This is a genomic window from Pseudomonas sp. PDM21, from assembly GCF_014852505.2.
Taxonomy (GTDB): domain Bacteria; phylum Pseudomonadota; class Gammaproteobacteria; order Pseudomonadales; family Pseudomonadaceae; genus Pseudomonas.
In genome coordinates this window covers 4,894,513-4,920,556 of the sequence record NZ_CM181223.1, presented here as the reverse complement: position 1 = coordinate 4,920,556, position 26,044 = coordinate 4,894,513, and the positions used below count along the sequence as shown (strand labels likewise).

The 26,044-nt window shown below is 67.2% G+C and carries 19 protein-coding genes; 10 read left to right on the top strand and 9 right to left on the bottom strand.

Annotated features, from left to right (window positions below; genetic code table 11):
* Nucleotides 1-72: 72 nt before the first annotated feature.
* From IB275_RS22545 to IB275_RS22535, 3 genes are all read right to left on the bottom strand, one after another.
* Entirely contained in the window at nucleotides 73-1,299 is a 1,227-nt protein-coding gene (locus IB275_RS22545; protein ID WP_192291287.1) for an osmoprotectant NAGGN system M42 family peptidase, read from the bottom strand.
* Nucleotides 1,296-3,095 carry an N-acetylglutaminylglutamine synthetase gene (ngg, locus tag IB275_RS22540; protein WP_192291285.1) on the bottom strand — a complete coding sequence of 600 codons (1,800 nt, stop codon included), beginning with the start codon at nucleotides 3,093-3,095 and terminating at the stop codon, nucleotides 1,296-1,298. Before ngg ends, IB275_RS22545 begins: the two co-directional genes overlap by 4 nt.
* 338 nt (nucleotides 3,096-3,433) lie before the next feature.
* Complete coding sequence (locus tag IB275_RS22535; protein WP_192291283.1) at nucleotides 3,434-5,203, bottom strand: N-acetylglutaminylglutamine amidotransferase; 1,770 nt, start codon at nucleotides 5,201-5,203, stop codon at nucleotides 3,434-3,436.
* A gap of 132 nt (nucleotides 5,204-5,335) precedes the next feature.
* Here IB275_RS22535 and IB275_RS22530 point away from each other — a divergent pair, with 132 nt between their 5' ends.
* Nucleotides 5,336-5,815, top strand: a complete 480-nt coding sequence (locus IB275_RS22530; RefSeq protein ID WP_192291281.1) for a MarR family winged helix-turn-helix transcriptional regulator — start codon at nucleotides 5,336-5,338, stop codon at nucleotides 5,813-5,815.
* A gap of 16 nt (nucleotides 5,816-5,831) precedes the next feature.
* On the opposite strand, the gene IB275_RS22525 is transcribed toward IB275_RS22530, so the two are convergent.
* The gene (locus tag IB275_RS22525) at nucleotides 5,832-6,581 is read right to left on the bottom strand and encodes a sulfite exporter TauE/SafE family protein (RefSeq protein WP_192291279.1); all 750 of its coding nucleotides are present in this window, start codon (nucleotides 6,579-6,581) and stop codon (nucleotides 5,832-5,834) included.
* Between the two features lie 55 nt (nucleotides 6,582-6,636).
* Complete coding sequence (gene mnmC, locus IB275_RS22520) at nucleotides 6,637-8,604, bottom strand: bifunctional tRNA (5-methylaminomethyl-2-thiouridine)(34)-methyltransferase MnmC2/FAD-dependent 5-carboxymethylaminomethyl-2-thiouridine(34) oxidoreductase MnmC1 (RefSeq protein ID WP_192291277.1); 1,968 nt, start codon at nucleotides 8,602-8,604, stop codon at nucleotides 6,637-6,639.
* 107 nt (nucleotides 8,605-8,711) lie between these two features.
* On the opposite strand from mnmC, the gene pap reads away from it, so the two are divergent.
* Entirely contained in the window at nucleotides 8,712-10,217 is a 1,506-nt protein-coding gene (gene pap, locus IB275_RS22515) for a polyphosphate:AMP phosphotransferase (RefSeq protein WP_192291275.1), read from the top strand.
* 108 nt (nucleotides 10,218-10,325) lie between these two features.
* On the opposite strand, the gene lapD is transcribed toward pap, so the two are convergent.
* Together lapD and lapG are read right to left on the bottom strand one after the other, a co-directional pair.
* Nucleotides 10,326-12,281: a cyclic di-GMP receptor LapD gene (gene lapD / locus IB275_RS22510; RefSeq protein ID WP_192291273.1), complete on the bottom strand. Its 1,956-nt coding sequence runs from the start codon at nucleotides 12,279-12,281 to the stop codon at nucleotides 10,326-10,328.
* A gap of 12 nt (nucleotides 12,282-12,293) precedes the next feature.
* Nucleotides 12,294-12,995 carry a cysteine protease LapG gene (gene lapG / locus IB275_RS22505; RefSeq protein WP_192291271.1) on the bottom strand — a complete coding sequence of 234 codons (702 nt, stop codon included), beginning with the start codon at nucleotides 12,993-12,995 and terminating at the stop codon, nucleotides 12,294-12,296.
* Between the two features lie 207 nt (nucleotides 12,996-13,202).
* On the opposite strand from lapG, the gene IB275_RS22500 reads away from it, so the two are divergent.
* The 4 genes from IB275_RS22500 to IB275_RS22485 are packed head-to-tail and all read left to right on the top strand — an operon-like array spanning nucleotide 13,203 to nucleotide 19,624.
* On the top strand, nucleotides 13,203-14,348 hold the full coding sequence (locus IB275_RS22500; RefSeq protein WP_225601589.1) for an efflux RND transporter periplasmic adaptor subunit: 1,146 nt from the start codon (nucleotides 13,203-13,205) through the stop codon (nucleotides 14,346-14,348).
* Nucleotides 14,345-17,455, top strand: a complete 3,111-nt coding sequence (locus IB275_RS22495) for a multidrug efflux RND transporter permease subunit (RefSeq protein ID WP_192291269.1) — start codon at nucleotides 14,345-14,347, stop codon at nucleotides 17,453-17,455. The genes IB275_RS22500 and IB275_RS22495 overlap by 4 nt, the downstream gene beginning before the upstream one ends.
* A 52-nt stretch (nucleotides 17,456-17,507) precedes the next feature.
* Nucleotides 17,508-18,200, top strand: coding sequence for a heavy metal response regulator transcription factor (locus tag IB275_RS22490; RefSeq protein ID WP_015478176.1), 693 nt, complete (start codon nucleotides 17,508-17,510; stop codon nucleotides 18,198-18,200).
* Between the two features lie 32 nt (nucleotides 18,201-18,232).
* Nucleotides 18,233-19,624 (top strand): heavy metal sensor histidine kinase, encoded by a 1,392-nt coding sequence (locus IB275_RS22485; protein WP_494514449.1) that lies wholly within the window; start codon nucleotides 18,233-18,235, stop codon nucleotides 19,622-19,624.
* A 181-nt stretch (nucleotides 19,625-19,805) separates the two neighbouring features.
* Here IB275_RS22485 and IB275_RS22480 read toward each other — a convergent pair whose 3' ends face one another.
* Together IB275_RS22480 and IB275_RS22475 are read right to left on the bottom strand one after the other, a co-directional pair.
* Entirely contained in the window at nucleotides 19,806-20,204 is a 399-nt protein-coding gene (locus IB275_RS22480; protein WP_192291265.1) for a YbaN family protein, read from the bottom strand.
* 51 nt (nucleotides 20,205-20,255) lie between these two features.
* Complete coding sequence (locus IB275_RS22475) at nucleotides 20,256-20,843, bottom strand: UPF0149 family protein (protein ID WP_192291263.1); 588 nt, start codon at nucleotides 20,841-20,843, stop codon at nucleotides 20,256-20,258.
* A 196-nt stretch (nucleotides 20,844-21,039) separates the two neighbouring features.
* On the opposite strand from IB275_RS22475, the gene recQ reads away from it, so the two are divergent.
* The 4 genes from recQ (at nucleotide 21,040) to IB275_RS22455 (ending at nucleotide 25,937) form a co-directional block, all read left to right on the top strand.
* The gene (gene recQ, locus IB275_RS22470; RefSeq protein WP_192291261.1) at nucleotides 21,040-23,184 is read left to right on the top strand and encodes a DNA helicase RecQ; all 2,145 of its coding nucleotides are present in this window, start codon (nucleotides 21,040-21,042) and stop codon (nucleotides 23,182-23,184) included.
* Nucleotides 23,185-23,287: 103 nt separating this feature from the next.
* The gene (locus tag IB275_RS22465; protein WP_081520266.1) at nucleotides 23,288-23,560 is read left to right on the top strand and encodes a hypothetical protein; all 273 of its coding nucleotides are present in this window, start codon (nucleotides 23,288-23,290) and stop codon (nucleotides 23,558-23,560) included.
* Nucleotides 23,561-23,626: 66 nt separating this feature from the next.
* Nucleotides 23,627-24,823 carry a GGDEF domain-containing protein gene (locus tag IB275_RS22460; protein ID WP_192291259.1) on the top strand — a complete coding sequence of 399 codons (1,197 nt, stop codon included), beginning with the start codon at nucleotides 23,627-23,629 and terminating at the stop codon, nucleotides 24,821-24,823.
* Between the two features lie 97 nt (nucleotides 24,824-24,920).
* Nucleotides 24,921-25,937: a DUF2804 domain-containing protein gene (locus IB275_RS22455; RefSeq protein ID WP_192291257.1), complete on the top strand. Its 1,017-nt coding sequence runs from the start codon at nucleotides 24,921-24,923 to the stop codon at nucleotides 25,935-25,937.
* The last annotated feature ends 107 nt before the right edge of the window (nucleotides 25,938-26,044 follow it).

Sequence of the window (26,044 nt, the reverse complement as noted above, 5' to 3'; positions counted from 1 at the left end):
GGCGGGCTACTCGGGATCGCACTGGTGAATCGCAGCGCGGGATTGTAGTCCCGTGCTGCGCCGAGTGCAGCTTCAGTTCTTTTTCCCGTCCTTGCCCTTGTCGCTGCTCCGGTCAGAGCCATCGCCGCTGTCGATCAGGTCGTCCACCGGCGGCACGTGGGTGGTGCTTTCCATGTGCACCGGATGTTCCAGCTGCTTGCTGAAGCGCTCCAGCGTGCCTTCGCTGGGTTCTGCATCGCTGTCGAACACCGGCGGGCTGAGCATGTAGGCCGTCAGCAGTTTCGCCAGGGCGGCAAGGCTGTCGATGTGGGTGCGCTCGTAGCCGTGGGTGGCGTCGCAACCGAAGGCCAGCAGGGCGGTGCGGATGTCATGGCCGGCGGTGATCGCCGATTGCGCATCGCTGTGGTAGTAGCGGAACAGATCCCGCCGTACGGCGACCTCATGGCGTTCGCCGAGGCGCAGCAGGTGACGGGAAAGATGGAAGTCGTAGGGCCCGCCGGAATCCTGCAGGGCCACGCTCACCGCGTGCTCGCTGGAGTTCTGCCCCTCGGCCACCGGGGCGATGTCGATGCCGACGAACTCACTCACGTCCCAGGGCAACGCGCCGGCCGCGCCGGAGCCGATTTCCTCGGTGATGGTGAACAGCGGGTGGCAGTCGATGGGCGGCACCTGGCCGCTTTCCACGATGGCCTTCAGCGAGGCCAGCAGCGCGGCCACGCCGGCCTTGTCGTCGAGGTGGCGGGCGCTGATATGGCCACTTTCGGTGAATTCCGGCAACGGGTCGAAGGCGACGAAATCACCGATGGCCACGCCCAGCGATTCGCTGTCGGCGCGGCTGGCGGTGTAGGTGTCCAGGCGCAGTTCGACGTGGTCCCAGCTGATCGGCAGGGTGTCCACGGCGGTATTGAAGGCGTGCCCGGAGGCCATCAGTGGCAGCACGCTGCCACGGAATACGCCGTTTTCGCAGAACACCGTGACGCGGCTGCCCTCGGCGAATCGGCTCGACCAGCAGCCCACCGGCGCCAGTGCCAGGCGGCCGTTGGGCTTGATCTCGCGGACGATGGCGCCAATGGTGTCCAGATGCGCCGAGACCGCACGGTCCGGGCTCTTGCGCCGGCCCAGCAGGGTCGCGCGGATGGTCCCGCGGCGGGTCATCTCGAAGGGTACGCCGATCTCCTCCAGCCGCTCGGCGACGTAGCGCACGATGGTGTCGGTGAAGCCGGTGGGGCTGGGGATGGCGAGCATTTCCAGCAGCACACGCTGCAGGTAGTTCAAGTCCGGTTGGGGCAGTTGGGTCATGCCGGGGCCTCCACGTTGGGGTGTGGCTGGTCACGGTTGTCGCGATGCAGCAGTTCGCGGCTCAGCGGGAACAGCAGGTCGACGAAGCGCTCGGCGACGGGTTGTGGCTCATGGTTGGCCAGGCCGGGGCGTTCGTTGGCTTCGATGATCACGTACTCCGCCTGGTCGGCCTCGGTGACCAGCAGATCGAGGCCGGTGACCGGAATCTCCAGCGCCCGCGCCGCGCGGATGGCGGCGTCGGCGAGCGCCGGGTGCAGGCGCTCGGTGACGTCTTCCAGGGTGCCGCCGGTGTGCAGGTTGGCGGTGCGCCGCACAGCCAGGCGCTGGCCGCTGGGCAGCACGTCGTCGTAGCTGAAGCCGGCGGCGCTCAGGGTGCGTTCGGTTTCGCCGTCCAGCGGGATGCGGCTCTCGCCGCCGGTGGCGGCCTGGCGACGGCGGCTCTGCGCCTCGATCAGCTTGCGGATGCTGTGCCGGCCATCACCGATCACCTCGGCGGGGCGGCGGATGGCGGCGGCCACCACTTCATAGCCGATCACCACGATGCGCAGGTCCTGGCCGGGGTGGTAGCTCTCGAGGATCACCCGGGTGTCGAACTGCTTCGCGTGGGCGATGGCGTCCTCCACTTCTTCCGGCGTGCGCAGGTCCACGGCGACGCCCTGGCCCTGTTCGCCGTCCACCGGCTTGACCACCAGCGCGCCGTGGTCCTCGAGGAAGGCGGCATTCTCCTGCACGCTGCCCGCCAGCCGCTGCTGCGGCTGGCGCAGGCCGGCGCGGTCGAGGGCGCGGTGGGTGAGGGTCTTGTCCTGGCACAGGCTCATGCTCACGGCGCTGGTGAGGTCGCACAGCGACTCGCGGCAGCGGATGCGCCGGCCGCCCTGGGTGAGAGTGAAGAGGCCGGCGTCGGCATCCTGCACCTGCACCTCGATGCCGCGCCGATGGGATTCGTCGACGATGATCCTGGCGTAGGGGTTGAGCCCTTCCTCAGGGCCGGGGCCAAGGAAAAGCGACTGGTTGATACCGTTCTTGCACTTCACCGCGAAGGTCGGCAGCTCGCGGAAACGCAGCTTGCGGTACAGCGACTTGGCCTGCTGGTTGCCGTGCAGCACCGACAGGTCCAGGTACGCCAGCCCCCGGCTCATGAAGTGCTCGATCAGGTGGCGCACCAGCGCTTCGCCGACGCCGGGCCGGCTGGACTGCGGGTCCACCGCCAGGCACCAGAGGCTGGAGCCGCCTTCCGGGTCGCGGAAGGCCTTGGCGTGGTTGATGCCCATGACCGTGCCGATCACCGTGCCGGTCTCGGCGTCCTCTGCCAGCCAGTAGGCCGGGCCGCCCTGGTGGCGCGGGGTGACGTTGGACGGATCGACCGGCAGCATGCCGCGCGACAGGTACAGGCGGTTGATTGCCGCCCAGTCGTCATCGCTGTGCACGCGGCGGATGCGGAAGCCGCGGAAGGGGCGGCGCGCCGGGCGGTAGTCGGTGAACCACAGGCGCAGGGCATCGGAGGGGTCGAGGAAGAGTTGTTGCGGGGCGTGGGCCAGCACCTGCTGCGGCGCGGCCACGTAAAGGGCGATGTCGCGTTCGCCGGGTTGTTCGTTGAGCAGCTCGGCGGCAAGCTTGTCGGGGCTGGAGAAGGTGTGGCCGATCAGCAGGCGACCCCAGCCGCACTGCAGGATCAGCGGGCCGTGGCTTTCCGCGTGGTCACCGGCGAAGCGCGCCTGCAGGCGCTCGTAGGTCGGCGTCTGGCCGCGCAGCAACCTCTGGTTGTGAGGATGGGGCAGGTTGGAATGGGGTTTCATCTTGCGCTCCCTGATAAGGCTTCTGTCCTGGGCTGAAGGAAAAGGCAACGCCGCACGAGGCGGCGTTGCCGAGCCGAGGGACTGTTGTTGCTTTGCGCGAGCCGCGTTGCTGCGCCAAACCGCGCCAGGCTAGACGCGGGACGCCGGCAATGGTCATTCCCTTGCCTAGTCCCGCAACGACGCATGGCGCGATTTGCCGCGCAACCCGATGGGCCAGCCCGTCTATTGCGCAGCAAGACGTGATGCGTTGGCTGCTGGAACCACCGCACTTCCGCTTCGTGCCGGGCGCTGCGTAATGGGCGGCGCTGGCGTGGCCGCAGCGAAGCATCAACAGTCCCTCATAGGCCTTGTTCCGTCAGCCAGAGGTTGAGGGCCGCCAACTGCCACAACTTGGAACCACGCAGCGGGGTGAGGTCGCTCGCCGGGTCGCTGAGCAGGCGGTCGAACATCGCCGTCTCGAACAGCCCCCGGTCCTGGCTCGGGTCCAGCAGCAACTCGCTGACCCAGGCGCGGGTATTGCCTTGCAGGTGCTTGAGACCTGGCACCGGGAAGTAACCCTTGGGCCGGTCGATCACTTCGCTGGGGATGACCTTGCGCGCGGCGGCCTTGAGCACCTGCTTGCCACCGTCGCCGAGCTTGAAGCGGGACGGAATGCGCGCCGACAGCTCCGCCACGCGGTAGTCGAGGAACGGCACGCGCGCCTCCAGGCCCCAGGCCATGGTCATGTTGTCCACGCGCTTGACCGGGTCGTCGACCAGCATGATGGTGCTGTCCAGGCGCAGTGCCTTGTCCACCGGGTCATCCGCGCCGGCCCGGGCGAAGTGCTCGCGGACGAACTCGCTGGCCACGTCCTCCACCCGCAGGGCTTCGCGCACGGTGTCCAGGTACTCGCCGTGAGTGCGGTCGAAGAAGGCTGCGCGGTAGGCCTGCAGCGGGTCCTTGGCGCCGGCCACCTTCGGGTACCAGTGGTAGCCGGCGAACAGCTCGTCGGCGCCCTGGCCGCTCTGCACCACCTTGCAATGCCTGGAGACTTCCCGCGAGAGCAGGTAGAACGCGATGCAGTCGTGGCTGACCATCGGCTCGCTCATGGCGCGGAAGGCTGCCGGCAGCTGCGAGATCACTTCCTTCTCGTCGATGCGCAACTGATGGTGGCGCGTGCCGTAGCGCTGGGCGATCAGGTCGGAATACTGGAACTCGTCGCCACGTTCGCCGCCGGCATCCTCGAAGCCAATGGAGAAGGTCAGCAGGTCCTCGACGCCGGCCTCGTGCAGTAGGCCGACCAGCAGGCTGGAGTCCACCCCGCCGGAGAGCAGCACGCCGACTTCGCGGGCGGCACGCTGACGCACGCTCACGGCATCGCGCAGGCTGCTCAGCAGGCGGTCTTCCCAGTCGTCCAGGGTCAGCTCGCGCTCGTCCGGCAGTGGCCCGTAGTCCAGGGTCCACCAGCGCTGGCGCTCGGTGTGACCGTCGGCGTCGATGGTCATCCAGGTGGCCGGCGGCAGTTTCTGCACCTCGGCCAGCAAGGTACGCGGCGCGGGGACCACGGCGTGGAAGTTGAGGTAGTGGTTGAGCGCCACCGGGTCCAGCGCCGGGTCGATGTCGCCGCCCTTGAGCAGCGCCGGAAGGCTGGAGGCGAAGCGCAGGCGCTTGCCGGTCTGCGACAGGTACAGTGGCTTGATGCCGAGGCGGTCGCGGGCGATGAACAGGCGCCGTTTGTCGCGTTCCCAGATGGCGAAGGCGAACATGCCATTGAGGCGTGGCAATAGTTGTTCACCCCAGGCGTGGTATCCCTTGAGGAGTACTTCGGTGTCGCCTCCGGAAAAGAAGCGGTACCCAAGGGCTTCCAGCTCGCCGCGCAGTTCGGGGTAGTTGTAGATTGCCCCGTTGAACACCAGCGACAGGCCCAGCGAGGTGTCGATCATCGGCTGACCGGAAGCTTCGGCCAGGTCCATGATCTTCAGCCGCCGATGCCCCAGGGCCACCGGCCCTTCGCTGTGGAAGCCCCAGGCATCGGGACCTCGCGGGGCGAGGTGATGGGTGATGCGTTCGACCGCGGCAAGATCCGCAGCCTGTTTGTCGAAACGTAACTCTCCAGCTATTCCGCACATTTCCTTACCGGTACTCCGTTGGGGATGAAGTGGGTGGCGCCTCACGGACGCCTTAGGGGATGACCCGTCGATCTGGCGAGAGTTCTATCTGATTTCATTGAGAAAAAATGACGGAGCAGCAGGTGGACTGAGATGGCCGAGAGCAAGACTGCGATGCGCAACGCCCACGCACTCTCCATGTTGCAGGCCCTGAGACGGCTGCAGCAGGCGGCGGAAGTGCACTCCAAGAGCCTGGGCCGTGACGGCGAACTGACGCCGCTGCAGTTGCTGATCCTGCAGGTGGTGGAACTGGAGGGGGAGATAACCGCTGGTCAGTTGGCGCGGCAGGTGGCGCTGTCGCAGTCGTCCATTTCCAGCGCGCTGACTCGCCTGGAAAGCAAGGGCCTGCTGACCCGTCGGCGCGACGACGATGACCGCCGCAAACAGTGGCTGAGCCTGGAAGCGGTCGGCCGGCGTGCGCTCAGGAATGGGCCGACGCTGTTGCCCGAGCACGCACTGGAGCGTTTCGCCGGGCTGCCCGAGTGGGAGCAGCATGCCATTCTCGCCGGACTGCTGCGGGCGGCCGAGCTGTTCGAGACGCCGGGAGCCGCGGCCGAGGAAGAAGAGTTCTAGGGCCCTGTAAGGGCTGTCAGCTCATCAGCTTCTGCGCGGCCAGCGACAGGCTGACCGCCACCAGCATCAGCGCGAACAGTCGCTGTAGCGTCGCGCCACCCAGCCGTACCGCCAGGCGATTGCCGAACAGCACGCCGAGCGCACCGCCTGCCGCCAGGCACGCCAGCAAGGGCAGCGGCGGCTGTGCGTGGGTGAGGTAAAGCAGGAAACCACCACCGGACACCAGTGCGATCACCGCCATGGAGGTCGCCGTCGCCGCCATCATCGACAGCGGTGTGAACCACAGCAGCCCCGGCACGATCAGGAAGCCGCCGCCCACGCCCATCAGACCGGACAGCAAACCCACCGCCAGGCCAACACCCAGTAGCGGCCCGTTACGCATCGGCGTGTCGCAGGTGCGTGGCTGGCTGGAGCCTTGCCACATGCGCCAGGCCGACCACAGCACCAGCAGGCAGAAGCCGACGATCAGCCACGCGTCCGGCACGTACTTGCCCAGCCACTGGCCGACGGCGTTGCCCGGCCAGCCGGTGATCACCAGCCAGAACAGTGGCTTCCACGCCACCTGGCCCTGCCGTGCGCGCGGCACCGCACCAATGGCGGCGGACAGTGCGACAGCGCCGAGGCTGACGCCGATGGCATCGTGCAGTGGCAGATGCAGGCTGAGCAGCAGGGGTAGCGCCACCAGGGAACCGCCAGCGCCAGTCAGGCCCAGCAGCAGCCCGAGGATCAGGCCGATGGCGGAAGATTCAAGCAGCAGTGCATCCATGTCGGTGGTCCGCTCTGGAAGCTGGTCGCGGCCCTGTCGATGGATCGCGAGGTGTTCAGGAGTTCTTCTGGCCGCGCACGACATCGCGCAGCAAGAAGCGATTGGGGTGGCAGGCCTCGGCCACGGCGCGCGGCAGTGGCAGCGGTTCGCCGTCGATCCAGGCCGCCAGCAGTTCGCCGGCCAGCGGCGCGGTGACCAGCCCGCGTGAGCCATGGGCACTGTTCAGGTACAGGCCGTCCAGCCAGGGGCAGGGCGTCTCCGGTACCTGGCGCGCATCCTTGCCGAGCACCGCGTAAGACTGGGCGAAGGCTTCGCGATCCGCCAGCGGGCCCACCAGCGGCAGGTAGTCCGGGGTGGTGCAGCGGAAGGCGGCGCGGCCCTGCAGCGTGGCCGGGTCGAGCTGGGCTATGTGCATCCGCTCGCTCAAGTCTGTGGATATCTCCGCCAGCAGGTCGAGGTTGCCCAAGTGTTCTTCCAATGATGGCTCGGTATCGTCTCGTTTGAATTCGAAACTGGCGCCCAGGGTGTGCTCGCCGTGACGCGGCGGGGCGACGTAGCCTTCGGCGCAGACCACGGTACTCAGCGAGGCGCTCTCGGCGGTGGCTGGCACGCGGGTGATCTGCCCGCGAATGCGCTTCATCGGCAGTGATTCGGCGCCTGCGAAGCGGCGCACTTCGGCGGCGGTGGCGAGGATGGCGACGGGCGCGCCGGCGAGCTTCTGCTCTCCGCTCCAGGCGCTCCAGCCATCGGCTTCGCGTTGCAGGCGGACTTCCTCGCCGGTCAGCACGCGGATATTCGGATGCGCTGCGAGATGCCGACACAGTGCGGGCGGATGCACCCAGCCGCCTTCGGGATAGAACAGCCCGCCGGCCGGCAGGCCGATGCCGGCGATGGACTCCGCCTCAGCCTTGTCCAGCTGACGCAGCAGGGTCGCCGGAAAGGCATCGGCCAGCTTGGCCTGGCGCTGTGTCTCGGCGTCATCGAAGCCCAGTTGCAGCACGCCGCAATCGGACCATTCCTCGCCTTTCTGCAGACGCCGGATCAGCCGCCGCGTGTGCCCGAAGCCGCTGACGATCAACCGCGACAGTGCGGTGCCGTGGGCGGACAGCTTGAGGTAGAGCACGCCTTGCGGATTGCCCGACGCTTCTTCGGCGAGGCCTGCGTGACGCTCGATCAGCGTCACTTTCCAGCCCCGCGCGGCCAGGCTGGCGGCGCTGGCGCAACCGGCCATGCCGCCGCCGACCACCAGCGCTTCCCGAGGGCCTTTGGGGTGAGCGGGACGGCTGTACCAGGGCTTGCCGGCCGGCTGTTCGACACCGAGGAATTCGCCCTGGGACATCTCCCATTTCTTGCCGAAGCCCAGGGTGCGACGGATCTTGAAGCCGGCCGCGCCCAGCCCGCGCCGGACGAAGCCGGCGCTGGTGAAGGTGGCAATGCTCGTGCCCGGCCCCGAGAGGCGCGCGAGCTCGGCGTAGAGCGCGTCGTTCCACATCTCCGGGTTCTTCGCCGGGGAGAAACCGTCGAGGAACCAGGCGTCGATGCGCGCGTCCAGCTCGGGCAAGGTTTCCAGCACGTCGCCCACCAGCAGGGTCAGCACCACGCGGCCCCCGGCGAAGACCAGGCGCTGGAAGCCCGGGTGGATCGCCACGTACTGCTCCAGCAACTGCCCCGACAGATCCGCCAGCTCGGGCCAGAGGGCGAAGGCGCGGCGCAGGTCGTCCAGCGCCACCGGGTACTTCTCGGTACTGACGAAGTGCAGCCGCGCATCGCTCGGCGCCTGCTCTTCGAACAGCTGCCAGGCGCAGAGGAAGTTCAGCCCGGTGCCGAAGCCGGTTTCGCCGATGCACAGGCGTCCGCCAGCGGGGAGCGCAGCAAAGCGCTCGGGCAGGTGGTTGCCGTTGATAAACACGTGATGCGTCTCGGCGATCCCCGAGACGGGGGAGAAATACACGTCGCCATAGACGCGGGAGGTCGGCTGGCCGTTCTCGTCCCAGTCGATCTGGGCGCTGCTGATGTCTGGCATGTGGGGGCAGGGTTGTGAAACGAAGCCGGCAGTTTAGCCGATCCGCCGCGCAGACAGCCTGCGTCACATCCGCTACCTTTTACTCACTTCGAGACAAGGAGAGGTGCATGTTCGAATCCGCCGAGATCGGTCATTCCATCGACAAGGAAACCTACGAGAAGGAAGTCGCGGTGCTGCGCGAAGCCCTGCTCGAGGCGCAGTACGAGCTCAAGCAGCAGGCGCGCTTCCCGGTGATCATCCTGATCAACGGTATTGAGGGCGCTGGCAAGGGCGAGACGGTGAAGCTGCTCAACGAGTGGATGGACCCGCGCCTGATCCGGGTGGAAAGCTTCCTCCTGCCCACCGACGAGGAACTCTCGCGGCCGCCGCAGTGGCGCTTCTGGCGCCGCCTGCCGCCCAAGGGTACGACCGGTATCTTCTTCGGCAACTGGTACAGCCAGATGCTGTATGCACGGGTCACTGGCGAGATCAAGGACAGCCAGCTCGATGGCCTGATCAGCGATGCCGAACGCTTCGAGCGGATGTATTCCGACGAAGGCGCGCTGATCTTCAAGTTCTGGTTCCACCTTTCCAAGAAGCAGCTCAAGGAACGCCTCAAGGCGCTGGAGAACGACCCGACCCGCAGTTGGCAATTGAGCGAGATCGACTGGAAGCAGAACGAGGTCTACGACAAGTTCGTGCGCTACGGCGAGCGCGTGCTGCGCCGCACCAGCCGTGACTATGCGCCCTGGTACGTGGTGGAGGGCTCCGATGAGCGCTACCGCAGCCTGACGGTCGGCCGCACCATCCTCGAAAGCCTGCAGGCCGCGCTCAAGCGCAAGGACCGCCCGACCCCGCAGCCCCATGCCGCGCCGCTGGTTTCCAGCCTGGACAACAAGGGGCTGCTGGATGCACTTGATCTGGGCCTTTCGCTGGACAAGGACCAGTACAAGGAACAACTGGCCAAGGAACAGGCGCGCCTGGCCACGTTGATGCGCGACAAGCGCTTCCGCAGCCACTCGCTGATCGCCGTGTTCGAAGGCAACGACGCCGCCGGCAAGGGCGGCGCGATCCGTCGCGTGACCGATGCGCTGGACCCGCGCCAGTACCGCATCGTGCCGATCGCCGCGCCCACCGAGGAGGAGCGTGCGCAGCCCTACCTGTGGCGCTTCTGGCGGCATATTCCGGCACGCCGGCAGTTCACCATCTTCGATCGTTCCTGGTATGGCCGCGTGCTGGTGGAGCGGGTCGAAGGCTTCGCCAGTGACGCCGACTGGCTGCGTGCCTATGCGGAGATCAACGATTTCGAGGAGCAGCTGGCGAACTACAACATCGTGCTGGTGAAGTTCTGGCTGTCCATCGACCAGGAGACCCAGCTGGAGCGCTTCAAGGAGCGGGAGTCGATCCCCTTCAAGCGCTTCAAGATCACCGAGGAAGACTGGCGCAACCGCGACAAGTGGGACCTCTACGTGGACGCGGTGGGCGACATGGTCGACCGCACCAGCACCGAGATCGCGCCCTGGACGCTGGTGGAGGCCAATGACAAGCGCTATGCGCGGGTGAAGGTGCTCAAGACCATCAACGACGCGCTGGAGGCGGCTTACGCCAGTTCGAAGAAGGGCAAGAAGGACTGACGTTTCAGAAGTTTTTTTGTAGAAGCGAGCTTGCTCGCGAACCAGCCCCGCTCAGTGCTTCCCTGCAGGAGCGGGCCCTGCCCGTGAGCCGCCGGCCGGGCCGGCGGTCTACCCGCCGTTCTTCTGCGAAGGCTTCGGCGCCCCGACCAGCCGCCCCATCGCGCCGGCAATGCCCATCTCCCGTAGCACCTGCAGCTCGCCCTCGGTCTCGACCATCTCCGCGATCAGCGGCAGGTCGATGCTGTTGGAGGCGCGGTACATGGCTTCGATGAACAGGCGCTTGTCGTTGTCCTGGTCGATGGCGCGGATGTAGCTGCCGTCGATCTTCAGGTACGCAAGGCCCAGGCGGGTCAGGTTACCGATCAGGCTGAAGCGTCCGCCGAAGTGCTGCAGGCCCAGCTTGGCCCCGACGTCCTGTACCGACTGGGCGAGCTTCTCCAGCTCGGCCGGCGGCGGCAGGTAGCGTTCGTCCACTTCCAGGGTCATCAGTTGTGCTTCCTGCGGGTGGGCGCGGAGGATTTCGAACAGCTGGCGCAGGGGCTCGGCGCTGCGCACGGTTTCTGCCGACAGCGACAAGGCCAGCGGCGCCGGTTGCTGGGCGAGGTGGGCGAGGGCATGTTCGAGCATGGCCAGGTCGAAGCGCGCGGACCAGCCGAAGCGTTCGATCCACGGCAGGAACTGCCCGGCGGCGACGGCCTCGCCCTTGGGATCGAGCAGCCGCGCGAGGACTTTCTGGTGCAGCAGTTCGCCCTTCTCGGCGCAGGCGCGCACGGGCTGGAACCATAGCTGTAGCTTGCCTTTCTGCAGGGCGTCGTCGAGCCACTCGCGCCAGGCTCGGGAGTCCTGCGCGGGCTGGCCGCCGGAGCTGTCCAGGCGCTGCCAGGGACGGTCCGGCGAGGACTGCGATTGCGCCAGGGCCTGATCCGCGCGGGACAGCACGCTGGCCGCGGATTCGCCGGGGCGGAAGGCCGCGAGCCCAAGGTGCGCCACCGGCTTGCAGTCGCTGGCGCCGGTGCCGCGCAGGTTCTCCAGGGCGGCGCTGAGCTGGTCGGCCAACAGTTCGGCGCTGGCGCTGTCGACGCCAGGGGCGAGCAGGGTGAACTCGCCGCCACGGCTGCGGGCGGCAAGCCAGTCCGGGGTGCCGTGGGTCTCCCGCTCACGCTCCAGCAACTCGGCAACATCGCGGATCAGCGCGTCGGTGCGCTGCCCGCCCAGGCGCTGGTTGAGCCCGGCCAGGTCGTTCAGGCGCAGCAGCAGCAGATAGCCGGCGGCGTTCTGTTCGCTGGGGGACAATTGCGCATCCAGCCGCGCGTCGAACAGGCGGCGGTTGGCCAGGCCAGAGAGGCTGTCCTGGTAGGCCTCTTCGCGCAGTTTCTCGCTGCGGGTGGCTTCCTCGGCGAACAGCGCCTTGAGCTTGTCGACCATCTGGTTCATCGCCTGCACCACACGCTTGAGTTCGGGAGTGCGTGGCTCCTTGGGCAGGGTGAGGAATTCGCGGCGGGTGATGGCGTGGGCCTGCTGCACCATCTGGTCCAGCGGCTTGAGCTGGGTGCGCAGCAGCCAGCCGCCGAGGATGGCGCTGACCAGCCCGCAGGCCAGCAGCCAGGCGAGGCTGCCCAGCGCGCCGTCCCACAGCTTGGCCAGGGCGAACTGCGGATGGCTGACCACCTCGACCCGCGCGGCCTGTTCCCAGCCGCGCATGATCAGCGCATCGCCGCCCTGGGCCTTGAGGTTGACCAGCTTGGCGAACCAGCCCGGCACCTGCTGGTTCTGCGTGTCGCTGTCGCGTTCGACTATCACCTTGCCCTCGGGAATGCTCACCACGCGGATGGTGGCGAAGTAGCCGGAATCGAAGATCGAGCTGACCATCAGCTCGATCATCGCCGGGTCGTCCACGTGCGGGGTGAGCGACAGCCCCAGTGCGGTGGCTGCATCCTGGGCGTGGGAGCGCAACTGGCTGATCATCTGCTCGCGAGAGCTTTCCAGGCTGGCGGCGAAGCTGCCGGCGAAGGCCACCACGAGGAACAGGCAGATCGCCAGGAACAGTTGCTTGAGCAATGACATGCCGGGTTTCTCCTATCGCGTCTCGTCGAGGTCAAGGCCCTCGGCGCGCATCTTGGTCAACAGGTCCTGCCAGCGCGACAGCTTCTTGCTGTCGCCGGTGCGCTTGCCGCCGCCAGGGCCGGGCAGCCACAGCCCCTCGGCGTTGAAGGCGTAGACGGGCAGGAGGTCCTTGCGCTGGGAGGCGGGCTTGATCTGCGGGATCAGGTTGTCCAGCACCAGCGGTTCGGCAGTGGGGGAGGCGTAGTAGGTAAGCACCATGTGCGCCTGGTTCTGCTGCAGCGCCTTGACGTAGGTGATGCGCAGCTTGTCGCTGGCGACCCCGAGGCGGCGCAGCGTGACGAACTTGGCGATGGAGTAGTCCTCGCAATCGCCGGCGCCCTTGTAGAGGGATTCCACCGGTGTCGCCCAGTAGTCCTCCTGGTGCCAGACGGTGCGGTCGTCGGTGAATACCAGGGCGCCGTTGAAGAAGGTATTGACCGCCTTGAGCTTGGCGCTCTCGTCGAGGTTCTCACTGTCCTGGATCAGGCGTCCCCAGGATTCGATGCGGGTCTTGGCGGTGCCGAGGTTGCCGTAGCGCTGCTCGGCGTTCTTCAGGATGGTGTCGAAGTTCCAGGCGGCGCCGGCGGTCAGCGCGAGGAGCGCGAGCAGCAGCACGCCGGCCCGCAGACGCAGCGGGCTGGCGAACAGCCAGAGGGCTCCTCGGGGTGGCTGCATCGCCAGCGCTCCATGTGGGATGTGTGGAGTCTAGGCGCTCTTCGAAAACTTGCGCTGGCGTATCGCCATGGGGCGAGAAGGCCCGTCGTATGGGCCTTTCGGCGAATCTGACAGGATTGTCATTTAAGGGTCAGCGTGCGGTCCTGCGCTCTGGCTTATAACCCCAGGATGAGGCCGCTGTGGCCGAACCAGACGCAGGAGAGCGGGATGCAGGGGCAACGGCGGGTTTGGCTGGCAGCAGGGTTGCTGGGGGTGACGGCGCTGGGGGCTGGCATCTGGGGCTTTGCCGGCCGGCACGAGGCCCCGCAGGCGGCGGCCCAGCCAGCCGGCGTGCCGGTGACCCTGGCGCGCGTGGCCCGCGAGGACCTGACGCAGAACCTCGACGGCGTCGGCACCGTCACCTCGCTGCACAGCGTGCTGGTGCGTCCGCAGGTCGAAGGCCAGCTCACCGCGTTGCTGGTGGAAGAGGGGCAGATGGTCAAGGAAGGTGAACTGCTGGCGACCATCGACGACCGCGCCATCAACGCCGCGCTGGAGCAGGCAGAGGCGACCCGGCAGAGCAACCAGGCGCAGCTGCGCATCGTCGAGCAGGACCTGGCGCGCTACCAGACGCTGAGCCAGCGCGGCTCGATATCCCGCCAGACCCTGGAACAGACCGAAGCCGAGGCGGCCCGCCTGCGCGCCACCCTGCGTGGCAACCAGGCCACCATCGACGCCGAGCGCGTGCGCCTGTCCTACACACGCATCACCTCGCCGGTTGCCGGCCGCGTCGGCATCCGCAACGTCGACGTCGGCAACCTGCTGCGCACCAATGACAGCAGCGGCCTGTTCACTGTTACCCAGATGTCGCCGATCTCGGTGGTCTTCGCCCTGCCGCAGGAAAGCCTGCCGCAGCTGCAACCGCTGATGAAGGGCGATTCCCCGGTGGTCGCGCGCAGCCGCGACGGCGGTCAACTGCTGGGCGAGGGCCATTTGCGCAGCATCGACAACCAGGTCGCCAGCAGCACCGGGACCATCCGCGTGCGTGCGGTCTTCGACAACAAGGACGGCCAGCTCTGGCCGGGGCAGTTCGTCGCCATCGACCTGCAGTCCGGCGTGCTGCGCAACGGCCTGGTGTTGGACAGCCGTGCCGTGCGCCGTGGTCTGGACGGTGCCTTCGTGTTCCGCATCGAGGATGGCAAGGCGCAGAAGGTGCCGGTGCGCATCGTCCAGGAAGTGGATGGCCGAACGCTGGTCGAAGGCCTCGCGGCGGACGATGAAGTGGTGCTCGACGGCCACTCGCGCCTGACTCCCGGCGCCCGCGTGGAGGTGCAGGGCGACGTGCAGACCCTGGCCCGCCGGAGCGAGCCGTGAGCGTGCGCGCCGGCATGTCCGGCTGGTGCGTGCGCCACCCCATCGCCACCTGCCTGCTGACCATCGCCTCGCTGCTGCTCGGCCTGCTGGCGTTCTTCCGCCTCGGCGTGGCGCCTCTGCCGCAGGTGGACTTCCCCACTATCCAGGTGCAGGCGCTGCTGCCCGGCGGCAGCCCGGAGACCATGGCGTCTTCGGTGGCGACTCCGCTGGAAGTGCAGTTCAGCGCCATCCCCGGCATCACCCAGATGCTTTCCACCAGCGCCCTGGGCTCGACCACCCTGACGCTGCAGTTCGACCTGGAAAAGAATATCGACGTCGCCGCCCAGGAGGTCACCGCCGCGATCAACGCCGCCGCCGGGCGCCTGCCGGCGGACATGCCGAACCTGCCGACCTGGCGCAAGATCAACCCGGCGGACAGCCCGATCATGATCGTCCGGGTGAATTCCGAGCTGATGCCGCTGATCGAGCTCAGTGACCTTGCCGAAGTGCTGCTGTCACGCCAGCTCAGCCAGATCAGCGGGGTCGGGCAGATCTTCGTGGTCGGCCAGCAGCGCCCGGCGATCCGCATCCAGGCGCAGCCGGAAAAGCTGGCTGCGTTCCGCCTGACCCTGGCCGACCTGCGCCAGTCGCTGCAGTCGGCGAGTATCAATCAGGCCAAGGGCGCGCTGTTCGGCGACGGCCGCGTGTCCACCCTGGCGGCCAATGACCAGCTGTTCAGCCCCGGCGAGTACGGCGACCTCGTGGTTGCCTACCGCGCCGGCGCGCCGGTGTTCCTGCGCGACCTGGCGAAGGTGGTGAAGGCGCCGGAAGACGATTACGTGCAGGCCTGGCCGGATGGCCGCCCCGGCGTGGCACTGGTGATCCTGCGCCAGCCCGGCGCGAACATCGTCGAGACCTCCGATGCCATCCAGGCCGAGCTGCCGCGCCTGCGCGAAATGCTGCCGGCGGGCGTCGAAGTGGAAGTGCTCAACGACCGCACCCGCACCATCCGCGCCTCGCTGCATGAAGTGGAGTTGACCCTGCTGTTGACCATGGCCCTGGTGGTGCTGGTGATGGGGCTGTTCCTGCGCCAGCTGTCGGCGACCCTGATCGTCGCCACCGTGCTGGCGGTGTCGCTCAGCGCCAGCTTCGCGGCCATGTACCTGCTGGGCTTCACCCTGAACAACCTGACATTGGTGGCGCTGATCATCGCCGTGGGCTTCATCGTCGACGACGCCATCGTGGTGGTGGAGAACATCCACCGCCACCTGGAGCAGGGCAAGGACCGGGTACAGGCGGCGCTGGCCGGCGCCTCGGAGATCAGTTTCACGGTGGTGTCGATCAGTTTCTCGCTGATCGCCGCGTTCATCCCGCTGCTGTTCATGGGCGGCATCGTCGGGCGGCTGTTCCGTGAGTTCGCCGTCAGCGTCACGGCGGCCATTCTGATTTCGGTGGTTGCTTCGCTGACCATCGCGCCGATGCTCGCCTCGCGTTTCATGGGGGCGCCCCATCACCATAAAAGCGGGCACGGGCACGACGACGGAGGCATCGCCGGTTGGTTGCTGGCGCGCTACGCCAAGGGGCTGGACTGGTCGCTGCATCACCAGCGCACGGTGCTGGCCGGTTTCGTGGTCTGCGTGGCCATCGCGGTGGGCGGCTACGTCGGCATTCCCAAGGGCTTCTTCCCGTCCCAGGACACCGCCTTCGTCTTCGGCACCACCCAGGCCGCCGAAGACATCTCCTATGCCGACATGGCCGAGAAGCACAAGCAGCTCGCCGAGATCGTTGCCGCCGACCCGGCGGTGCAGAGCTACAACCACGCCATCGGCATCACCGGCGGCAGCCAGAGCCTGGCCAACGGGCGCTTCTGGATCGTGCTCAAGGACCGTGGCGACCGCGACGTCTCGGTGGACGAGTTCATCAACCGCATCCGGCCCAAGCTGGCCAAGGTGCCGGGTATCGTCCTCTACCTGCGTTCGGCGCAGGACATCAACCTCGCCACCGGGCCGGTGCGCACCCAGTACCAGTACGCCCTGCGCAGCAATGACAGCGCGGCGCTGGCGCAGTGGGCGGATCGCCTGACCCAGCGGTTGAAGGAGGAGGGCGGCCTGCAGGATGTGTCCAACGACCTGCAGATGGGCGCCAGCGTCACCTCGCTCGAGATCGACCGGGTAGCGGCGGCACGCTTCGGGCTGTCCGCTGAGGACGTCAGCCAGACCCTCTACGACGCTTTCGGCCAGCGCCAGGTCGGCGAATTCCAGACCGAGGTCAACCAGTACAAGGTCATCCTCGAACTGGATTCGCGCCAGCGTGGCCGCGCGGAAAGCCTGGCGTGGTTCCACCTTCGCTCGCCGCTGACCGGCGAGATGGTGCCGCTGGCGGCGGTGGCGCGGGTCACGCCGGCCAAGTCGGGGCCGCTGCAGATCAACCACAACGGCATGTTCCCGGCCGTCACGCTGTCCTTCAACCTGTCACCGGGCGTGGCCCTGGGCGACGCCGTGAATCTGGTGCAGCGGGCGCAGGCGGAGATCGGCATGCCGTCGAGCATCAGCGGCGAATTCCAGGGCGCCGCGGCAGCCTTCCAGAGTTCGCTGGCGAGCCAGCCGCTGTTGATCCTCGCGGCGCTGTTTGCGGTCTACGTGATCCTGGGCGTGCTCTACGAGAGCTTCGTGCACCCGCTGACCATTCTTTCCACCTTGCCCTCGGCCGGCATCGGCGCGGTGTTCCTGCTCTGGGGCTGGGGCCTGGAGTTCTCGGTGATGGCGCTGATCGGCCTGGTGCTGCTGATCGGCATCGTCAAGAAGAACGGCATCCTGATGGTCGACTTCGCCCTCGCCGCGCAACGCCAGCGCGGGCTGTCGCCCTACGACGCGATCCGCGAGGCGTGCCTGGCGCGCTTCCGGCCGATCATGATGACCACGCTGGCCGCGCTGCTGGGGGCGATCCCGCTGATGATCGGCTTCGGCACCGGCTCGGAACTGCGCCAGCCGCTGGGCGTGGCGGTGGTCGGCGGGCTGGTCTTCAGTCAGGCGCTGACTCTGTTCAGCACACCGGTGGTTTACCTGGCGCTGGACCGGCTGTTCCATCGCCAGCAACCTGCAGCGGCCGCGCTGGGAGGTGCGGTATGAGGAGCGGCTGGGTAGCATGCCGGACTGCGGGCGTCACGAACGGAGGGCTGGCATGCGCGTACTGATTGTCGAAGACGAGAGCAAGACCGCCGACTACCTGCAGCGCGGGTTGAGCGAGCAGGGCTTCACCGTGGACGTCGCCAGCAACGGCATCGACGGCCGGCACCTGGCGCTCAATGGCGAATACGACGTCATCGTCCTTGACGTGATGCTCCCCGGCATCGACGGCTACGGCGTGCTGCGCGCCCTGCGTGAACAGCGCCAGACGCCGGTGATCATGCTCACCGCCCGCGAGCGTGTGGAAGACCGCGTGCGCGGCCTGCGCGAGGGCGCCGACGATTACCTGATCAAGCCGTTCTCCTTCCTTGAACTGGTGGCGCGCCTGCAGGCCCTGACCCGCCGTGGCGCACACCTGGAAAGCGCGACGCAGATGCGCATTGCCGACCTCGCCATCGACCTGGTCAGCCGCCGTGTGCAGCGCGGCGGCACGCGCCTGGAGCTGACCGCCAAGGAGTATTCGCTGCTTTGCGTGCTGGCCCAGCGCAGTGGCGAAATCCTTTCCAAGACGGCCATCGCCGAGCTGGTCTGGGACATCAATTTCGACACCGACACCAACGTCGTCGAGGTCGCCATCAAGCGTCTGCGCGCCAAGCTCGACGGGCCCTTCGACACCAAGCTGCTGCATACCATCCGGGGCATGGGCTACGTGCTGGAAAGCCGCACCGCCCAGGAGCGTGAGGCGTGAGGGGGCTATCGCTATCCACGCGGCTGGCCGGCATGTTCGCCGGCGCCGCGCTGGGCATCTTCCTGCTGATCGGCTCGGCCCTCTACTGCGTGCTGGACGGGCAGATCGAGCGCCTGCAGCGCTCGGAGCTGGATACCCGCTTCAACATGGTCGCGCGCATGCTCGACAAGCCCGACCTGGCCGAGCGCTGGCCGCACATGCAGCTCAAGCTCAACACCCTGAGCCAGGAGTACCAGCTGATCCGCTTCTGGATCGACAGCGACGACTCGCGCTTCCGCTACGGCCAGCCCAACGACGCGGTGCGGCGGATGCTCGGCAGCGGCAACGGCTACGCCGAACTGGAACTGCCCGGCCACGATTCGCCGCTCAGCGCCCGCGTCGGCGTGCTGCCCGCCAGTGGCTCACGCCCGGCGCTGGTGCTGCTCGCGGCGATCGACAGCGTGGCCTTCCAGCATGCCCGCCACGCCACGCTGATTACCCTGTTCGTGCTGTCCGCGCTGGGCATCGCCCTGGCGACGCTGTGCGGGCACTGGATAGCGCGGGTCGGCCTGCGGCCAGTGCGCGAACTCTCCGCCGAGGCGCGGCAGATCAGCCCGAAGCAATTGTCCCAGCGCCTGCGCCTGGACGGCTTGCCGACGGAATTGTCGGCGCTGGCCGGTGCCTTCAACGAGGCGCTGGATCGGCTGGAGCAGGCCTACCTGCGCCTGGAGTCGTTCAACGCCGACGTCGCCCACGAACTGCGCACGCCGCTGGCCAACCTGATCGGCCAGAGCCAGGTGGCGTTGTCCCGCGAGCGCAGCGCGCAGGATTACGAAGAGGTGCTGCAGTCCAATCTGGAAGAGCTGGAACGCCTGCGCGCCATCGTCAACGACATGCTGTTCCTCGCCCGCGTCGATCAGGGTGGGCTGGCGGCCGAGCGGGTGGAAACCTCGCTGGCGGCTGAGGTGGCGACGACCGTGGATTTCCTCGAGGTGATCTTCGACGAGCAGGGCGTGCAGGTGAGCCTGCGCGGCGACGCACGGGCCTGCGTCGAGCGGGCGCTGGTCCAGAGGGCGGTGACCAACCTGCTGTACAACGCCGCGCAGCACACCGCGTCGGGTGGTCGTATCGAGGTGCGCCTGAGCGGCGAGCGCGGCGCCGCGCTGGTGGAAGTCAGCAACCCCGGCGAGCCGATCAACGCCGAGCAGCGCGCACGGCTGTTCGAGCGCTTCTACCGCGCCGACCTGGCCCGCGCCAACAGCCAGAGCAGCCACGGGCTGGGACTGTCCATCGTCAAGGCGGTGGCGAGCATGCATGGTGGCTCGGTGTTCGTGCGCAGCGAGGGTGGCATCAACACCTTTGGCTTTACGGTTGATGCGGTGGGGGCGGTGGTGGTGAGTCGCCTGGATGAAGGTGGGAGCGTGGGGGAGGTGGTGTCGGTCTGATGGTTCGGCGCGTGTGGCGTTGCCCTCTCCCTAACCCTCTCCCTGAAGGGAGAGGGGACTGTCCGGTGCGCTTTGAAAGCTCGGCGTTGTACGGCTGACTCCGCGTAGCCATCTGCTCCAAACGGCTCCCTCTCCCTTCAGGGAGAGGGCTGGGGAGAGGGCGCTCGCCCGGGCAGAGGACTCAATCCAAGCGCCGGGTCTTGGTCCGAATCAGATAGATAGTCACCAGCGTCGCACTGGTCAGCATGAAGGCCCAGGCCCACGGGCGCTGTACCAGGAAACCGGAGATCAGGATGCTGCACCACATCAGGCCGATGGCGTAGACCTTGCCCTTGAGCGGGATGCCTTCGCCGTCGAGGTAGTCGCGGATCCACGGGCCGAGCTTGGGGTGGTTCACCAGCCAGTCATAGAAGCGCTGGGAGCTGCGCATGAAGCAGGCGGCGGCGAGCAGGAGGAAGGGCGTGGTGGGCAGCACCGGCAGGAAGATGCCGATCACGCCCAGGGCCACGCTGAGCCAGCCGACGCCGAGCAGGCAGTAGCGAACCCAGGCGTGGCGGCTCTGGCGGATTTCTCGTGGCATCGACTGGCGCGAAGCGAGTCCGGAGCCGCGTGGCGCAGCTCCGGTGGCGGATCAGTGAGTGCGCGGCTTCAGCAGCGCCGGCTTCTCTTCCGGCGCCTGGCACAGCAGGAACAGGTTGGTCAGCAGCTCCGGGATCTGCGCGACCATGTCGTCCACCAGCCCGCGGTCGCTGGCGATCTCATCGAACTCGGGCTGTTCGTCGAACAGGCCGGAACCGACCATGATCGGCAGCAGCAGCTCGCTGACTTCTTCCTCAGCCTGTTCGAACCAGATGGCCTCGCGCAGGAACACGCCTTCCATGAAGCCGATGCACCAGCCGCGGATGTCGGAGTCGTCAGGCTGGTCGCCCAGGTAGGGTTCGCAGGGCAGCTCCAGCTCCTCGTCACCGGCCATCTGGCGGATGATGTGCGCCTTGAGCTGGACCAGGGTGGATTCGATCTCGCTGCGCTCTTCCTCGCTGCGGTAATGCGGCGGTTCGGCGAACAGGGCGTCGATCCACTCGCGCTCCGGCACTTCCTCCGGGCAGATCGCCAGCGCGGTCAGGTAGCCGTGTGCCGCCACGTAGTCCAAGGCTTCCTCGTGCAGATCATCGGCATCGAGAAAGGCTTGCAGGCGGGACAATTGGTCGGCGAAGGACATCGGGTACTACCTCGGAGGTGATCGGTCCCGAATTGTAGTCTTTCCGCTGGCCGGCGGCAAAAGCCAAATGCCCGTGCAGCCCGCGCCGACGCAGGGCTCGGACGCATGTGGCGGATTTTTCCGCAGTTTCCCGGACAAGGTGCCGGCCGCAGCGGGATCGCTTGCGTATAATGCGCGGCTTCATTCGGAGTCCCCCATGCTCGAACAGGCCCTGCGCATCCTCAAAGACGTTTTCGGTTACGACGCTTTCCGCGGCAATCAGGCGCGGATCATCGAGCGCGTGGCCGGCGGCGGCGATGCGCTGGTGCTGATGCCCACCGGTGGCGGCAAGTCGCTGTGCTTCCAGGTGCCGGCGCTGCTGCGCGAGGGCCTGACGGTGGTGGTTTCGCCGCTGATCGCGCTGATGGAGGACCAGGTCGCCACGCTGGACGAACTGGGCGTGCCGGTGGCGGCGCTGAACTCCTCGCTGAGCCCCGAGGCCCAGCGCGAAATCGCCGACCGCCTGCAGCGCGGCGAGATCAAGCTGCTCTACCTCGCCCCGGAACGCCTGGTGCAGCCGCGCATGCTGGCCTTCCTGCAGCGCCTGGAAATCGGCCTGTTCGCCATCGACGAGGCGCACTGCGTATCGCAGTGGGGCCACGACTTCCGTCCTGAATACCTGCAGCTGGGCCAGCTCGCCGAGCTGTTCCCGCATGTGCCGCGCATCGCCCTGACCGCCACGGCGGACATGCGTACCCGCGAGGAGATGATCCAGCGCCTGCACCTGCAGGACGCTGAGCAGTTCCTCTCCAGCTTTGACCGGCCGAACATCTTCTACCGCATCGTGCCCAAGGAGCAGCCGCGCAAGCAGCTGCTGGGCTTCCTGAGCGAGCGGCGCGGCGACGCGGGCATCGTCTACTGCATGTCGCGCAAGAAGGTCGAGGAGGTCGCCGAGTTCCTCTCTAACCAAGGCTTCCCAGCGCTGCCTTACCACGCCGGCCTGTCCAACGACCTGCGCGCCTATCACCAGAAGCGCTTCCTCAACGAGGAAGGGCTGATCATGGTCGCCACCGTCGCCTTCGGCATGGGCATCGACAAACCCAACGTGCGCTTCGTCGCGCACCTGGACCTGCCCAAGAGCCTGGAGGCGTACTACCAGGAAACCGGCCGCGCCGGCCGCGACAGCCTGCCCGCCGACGCCTGGATGGCCTACGGCCTGCAGGACGTGTTGCTGCTGCGGCAGATGATGCAGAACTCCGAGGGCGACGAGCGCCACAAGCGCGTCGAGCGGCACAAGCTCGAAGCCATGTTGGCACTGTGCGAGGAAACCCGCTGCCGCCGCCAGGCACTGCTGGCCTACTTCGACGAGGTGATGCCCAACCCCTGCGGCCACTGCGACATCTGCGTCGATGGCGTGGAAACCTGGGACGCCACCGAGCCCGCGCGCCAAGCCCTGTCGGCCATCTACCGCAGCGGCCAGCGCTACGGCGTCGGCCATCTGGTGGACGTGCTGCTGGGCAAGGACACCGAGAAGGTGCGCAGTGTCGGGCACCAGCACCTGGCGGTGTTCGGTATCGGTAAATCCCGTGGCGAGGACGAGTGGCGCACGCTGTTCCGCCAACTGGTCGCCCGTGGCTTCGCCGACGTGGATGTCGACGGCTTCAACGGCCTGCGCCTGACCGAGGCCTGCCGTCCGCTGCTGCGCGGCGAGGAGACGTTGGCCCTGCGCCGCGATCCGAAGCCGCAACGCAGCAAGTCCTCCTCTTCCGGCGGCGCCAGCCCGGCCAGCCAGCTGGTACGCCAGGAGGAACGCGAGATGTGGGAAGCCCTGCGCACCCTGCGGCGCAAGCTGGCGGAGGAGCACTCGGTGCCGCCCTACGTCATCTTCCCCGACGCCACCCTGCTGGAAATGCTCCGCAGCCAGCCCACCACGCTGTCCGCCATGGCCCAGGTCAGCGGCGTCGGCGCGCGCAAGCTGGAGCGCTACGGCCAGGCCTTCCTCGATGTCCTCACCGAGTCGGACAAGGCGCCGGACACCCCCGCACTGGTCACCGACCTGCGCCACGAACTGGTGACCCTGGCCCGCGCCGGCATGACCCCCGCGCAGATCGCCCGGCAGCTCGATTGCAGCGAGAAGAACGTCTACAGCCTGCTGGCCGAGGCCATCGGCCGCCAGCAGTTGACCCTGGAGCAGGCGCTGGACCTGCCCGAGGAACTGCTCGGTGAAGTCCAGGATGCCTTCCTCGACGAGGACGGCGAACTGCCGCCGGTGAGCGCCATCGCCGAGCTGTTCGAAGGCCGCGTGCCGCTGGGCGTCCTGCATTGCGTGCGCGCCGCCCTGCAGGCCGAGCTGGAAGTCTGATCGCGTCGAAATACGGCGTTACAGATGAAATATCAATGTGCCAGCAACGGCGCCTTTTCCTACCAGTCCTATCTGTCAGTACGGATCACTTTCGGAGTGACAGATGGCGAGCTGGGTGCGGGTAGTGGCGGGGCTGCTGGTCGTCGGGCAACTCAGTGGATGCGCCAGTGGCGGCGGACTGACCGAGGGCGGGAAGAACGCCTTGATCGGCGTTGCGGCGGTCGCGCTGGTGGCGGGGCTGGTCATCATGTCCAAGGACGATGACGACGACGATCGTGATTGCCGCAAGCGCCATGGGCATTCGGATCGCCGTTACTGCAACGACTCCTACTACGGCCATGACCGTTACCGGAACTCCCGGGACGATCGCTGGTGAGTGGGCTGTCCGTCAGTTTCGTGACGGGGCAAAACGACAAACTTGTGACGCACGTCCCGAACGGCTATGGTGGCACTTAGACCTCCACCAGAAGAGGTGAGCGTGCCACAACAACAAAGCTGGCTGGACGACGTTCGTTCCAATGCCTATGCCGAACAGCTCTCCCGGGGCTTTCGCCGCCTGCGTTTCGAACCCGACCTCGAGACCCAGTACCGCCATTACCTGCTCGAAGACAGCTTCGATCTCAAGCGCACCGCGCTGACCATCGGCGTGCTGATCTGGCTGGCGCTGGCGGCCATCGACTTTCTCCTGATCCGGACTGCAGAACACTGGGACATGCTCGCCGTGCGCATCGGCGTGCTGGTGCTGCTGAGCGTCTGCGGCGGGCTGATCCTGCAGCGCCGGCACACCCAGCTGCTGGTGCCGCTGAGCCTGGCCTGCATCCTCAGTGTCGGCATCGGCGCGGCGGCCGTGGCCGGCATCGCCCACACCGTGGACCAGAGCTATCCCTACGAGGGCCTGTTGCTGGTCAGCATGGCGGCCTACTTCCTGATCGGCCTGCGCTTCGCCGAGGCGGTGGGTAGCGCTTCGGTGATCCTGCTGGCCTACGTGGGCTTCGAGCTTTACGCGGAGTTGCCGCTGCCCAAGCTGATCAGCAACGTGGTATTCCTGCTGCTGGCCAACCTGGTCGGCGCAGTGGGCTGCTACCTGCTGGACTACAAGTCCCGCCAGCACTTCCTCATCAGCCGCCTGCTGAAGGTCATGGCCGAGCACGATGCCCTGACCGGCCTGCACAACCGCCGCAGTTTCAATCGCCAGCTGGAGCGCCTGTGGCGCCAGGCTCAGCGCGAGAGCGTGGGGCTGGCGCTGCTGCTCTGCGATGTCGATCACTTCAAGGCCTACAACGACCGCTATGGCCACCAGGCGGGCGACGGCGTGCTGCAGCGCATCGGCGAGGTGCTGACGGCCAGCGCACGGCGCCCGCTGGACATGGCTGTGCGGCTGGGGGGCGAGGAATTTGCCGTGCTGCTCTATGGCGCCAGCGAGCGCGAAGCCAGGGAGCGCGCCGAAGTCGTGCGCGAGTCGGTGCAGGCGCTGGGCATCGCTCACGAAGGGTCGCTGACGGCGGACGAGGTGACGCTGTCCATTGGCGTGTCCTGCCTGTGGCCGGAGACCGGCCACCCGCTGCGCAGCATCTACGAGCATGCCGACCGTGCCCTTTACGAAGCCAAGGCGTTCGGACGCAACCAGGTCGTCGCCTGATGGCCCATTCTGTCCCCCGAGCTGGCGCCGTGCGTGACTGCGGCGCGCGCAGGCGCGGTGCTAGCATGCGCCGCACCCCGTCACCGAGCCCGCGCCCATGCAGCAGCTGATCCAGCCCAACGGCCAACCGCACTACGGCATCTTTCCCGGCACCCCGGCGACCATCAACTACCGTGATTTCGACTTCCGCTCGCCGATGGGCCGCCGCCTCGGCGCATTGAGCAAGTGGCGCAGCTTCCACCAGTTCCAGTACTTCGGCCTGATCAGCCCGACGCTGATCGGCGGTTGCGCACTGGCGGATGTCAGCCTGCTCACTATCGGTTTCGTCTACCTCTACCACCCCGAGAGCGGGCGGATGATCGAGCGCCAGTTCAAGTGCCCGTTGGGCATGGGGACGAACTTCTCGCAGGCACCCAACGACGGCGTCTGTGAACTGCGCCAGGGGCGCAACCTGCTGCGCCTGGAGAACAGCTCCGCACCTTTCGAGAAGCGTCTGCTGGTCGAGCTGGACGACGGCACTCGCATCGACGCGCGCTTCAGCGAGGAGCAGCCGGCGTTCCAGCCCATGAGCCTCTGCACGCCAACGGCGGTGAACGGCTGGGTCTACGCGCGCAAGGTGGCCGGCGTGCAGTGCCACGGCGAGGTGCGCAGCGCGCTGGGCAACTACGACCTGCGCGAGCTGGATGCCTACGCGCACCACGACTGGTCCGCCGGCTACATGCGCCGCGAGACGTTCTGGAACTGGGCCTGCCTGTCCGGCGAGACGCAAGGGCGGCGCCTCGGGCTGAACCTGTCGTGCGGCGTCAACGAGACCAGCTTCACCGAGAACTGCTACTGGCTCGACGGCCAGTTGGTGAAGGTCGACACCGTGCGCTTCGAGTTCGACCGCGACCATCCGCTGCAACCCTGGACCATCCGTTCCTACGATGGCCAGGTCGAACTGCGCTTCGAGGCCCACGGGCTGCACCAGGAGCGCCTCAACCTCGGCGTGCTGGCCAGCAACTTCAAGCAGATCTTCGGACGCTTCAGCGGCGTGCTGCGACCGGCGGGACAGGCCGAGTTGCGCATCGACAACCTGTGGGGGTTCGTCGAAGACCAGTACGCGAAATGGTGAGATAGTGATTTACACCCTGCGACAATCTGTCATTGTACGGGCTTGATTAGCTGGCTAATAATTAGTCAAATCAATTAGCCGTCCAACCTCCTACCGTACGCAGCACA